Origin of the sequence: Rathayibacter rubneri (assembly GCF_023743255.1) — a bacterium.
Taxonomy (GTDB): Bacteria; Actinomycetota; Actinomycetes; order Actinomycetales; family Microbacteriaceae; genus Rathayibacter; species Rathayibacter rubneri.
Genome location: NZ_JAMRYM010000193.1, coordinates 1 through 1,588 on the forward strand (window position 1 = coordinate 1; position 1,588 = coordinate 1,588).

A 1,588-nucleotide genomic window follows, 5' to 3' on the forward strand; every position below is an offset into this window, starting at 1 on the left:
ATCCACCCCGCCGCCGGCGGGGTGGATCAGAGACCGTCGCGGTCGCGGTCGCGGCGCGGGGTGACGCCGTCGTCGTCGACCTCGATCTCCTCGTGGCGGACGTCCTCGGTGACCTGCTGCTGCTCGGTGACCGTCTCGGTGCCGAGCGAGACGCGCTCGACGGGGACCGTCTCCTTCGCGGCGACGACGCGGTCCTCGGTGAGGACGACCTCGTGCTCCTCCTCGCTGAGGTCGGGGCCGGCGGTGGCCGAGCCGACGTTCGCGTCGGTGATCGGCTCGCGGACCACCCGCACCTCGTCGTGCGAGACGGGGACGGTGACGCTCTCGCGCTCGGTGACGATGTGCTTGCGCAGGCGGGCGCGGCCGGTGGTGACCTGCTCGGTGCCCACGTGCAGCTGCTCCTCCGAGCGGGTCATCGCGTCGTCGGTGGTGGGTCCGGAGGTGTCGCGTCCGACGTTCGTGTCGACTCCGGTGGTGCCGGTGCCGGTCGTGCCGTCGGTGTACCCGGCCGAGCGGTCCACGTTGTCGGAGCCGGAGGAGGCGGCGGCGCCGGAGAGGTTGTAGTAGCGGTACAGCTCGGCCTCCTCCTCCTCGGTGAGGGCGCCGTCGGCGTCGATGCGCGGCGCGTCCTTGACGAAGGACTTGTCGTAGGAGACCGTCAGGCGGTCGCCGTCGAACGAGGCTCCTTCGAGCGGGACGAACGACTCCTTGGTGCCGAAGAGGCCGGTGCGGACGGTGGCCCAGACGGGGGTTCCGGTGTCGTCGGCGAGATAGACCTGCTCGACGGAGCCGATCTTGTCGCCGTCCGATCCGTAGACGTTCGAGCCGTAGATGCTGTCGATAGCGGTGGTGTCGATCATGGGACTTCCTTGCTTCTCGAGTACCGGTGGGGGCGGAGGAGGAGGGCCGGGGTGGCCGACCTCCTGTCCGACGCTAGGCACGATGGCCGCCGAGCGAACGCCCATTGACAGCGCGCGAGAGGCGGGGAGTATGCTCCCGCGTCCGCCCGCGGGCCCCCGTCGGGCAGAGTGCCGCGGAGCGCAACCCTCTGATGCGCGTCCGGTGAGCGGCGCACACTGTCGTCGACCGATCCGGCCGCCGTGTCGACCGATCCGCCGTCCACCGATCCCACCGTCAGGAGGACCCGATGCCCCGCTCCGTCCCCGACCGGCACGCCCGGACGCACGACGGGCCGGCTCCTCCGAGGTGGAGGGCCGGCCCGTCGGGGGACGCGGACGCTACTTGAGCGTCACCGTCACGGGAGCGCTCGCCGTCGTGTTGCCCGCGGCGTCGGTCGCCCGGGCGGTCAGCGGGAAGGTGCCCCGCATGCCTCCCGTGCTCGTGGTCAGCGACCAGGTCGATCCGGTGGTCCGGACGCCGTCGCCGACCTTGAGGCTGCCGATGTAGAACGCGACGCCGGTCACGGCGGTGTCGTCGGTGGCGCTGACGGTGGCGGTCGTCGTTCCGCTCAGGACGGCGCCGGGCAGCGGCGAGGTGATCGCGACGGTCGGGGCGGTGGTGTCGGCGACGGGCGCCTCGGGCTCATCGGGCTCCTCCTCCTCGGCGGGCGCCTCGTCGCCGACACCAC

General features: G+C 72.4%; 2 protein-coding genes. Both read right to left on the reverse strand.

The annotated features are described in order from the left end of the window. Nucleotides 1-26: 26 nt before the first annotated feature. Nucleotides 27-860, reverse strand: coding sequence for a DUF2382 domain-containing protein (locus NB037_RS19230; protein ID WP_251948651.1), 834 nt, complete (start codon nucleotides 858-860; stop codon nucleotides 27-29). 378 nt (nucleotides 861-1,238) lie between these two features. After that, the coding region (locus NB037_RS19235; protein ID WP_251948654.1) for an Ig-like domain-containing protein at nucleotides 1,239-1,588 on the reverse strand (350 nt) is incomplete at its 5' end.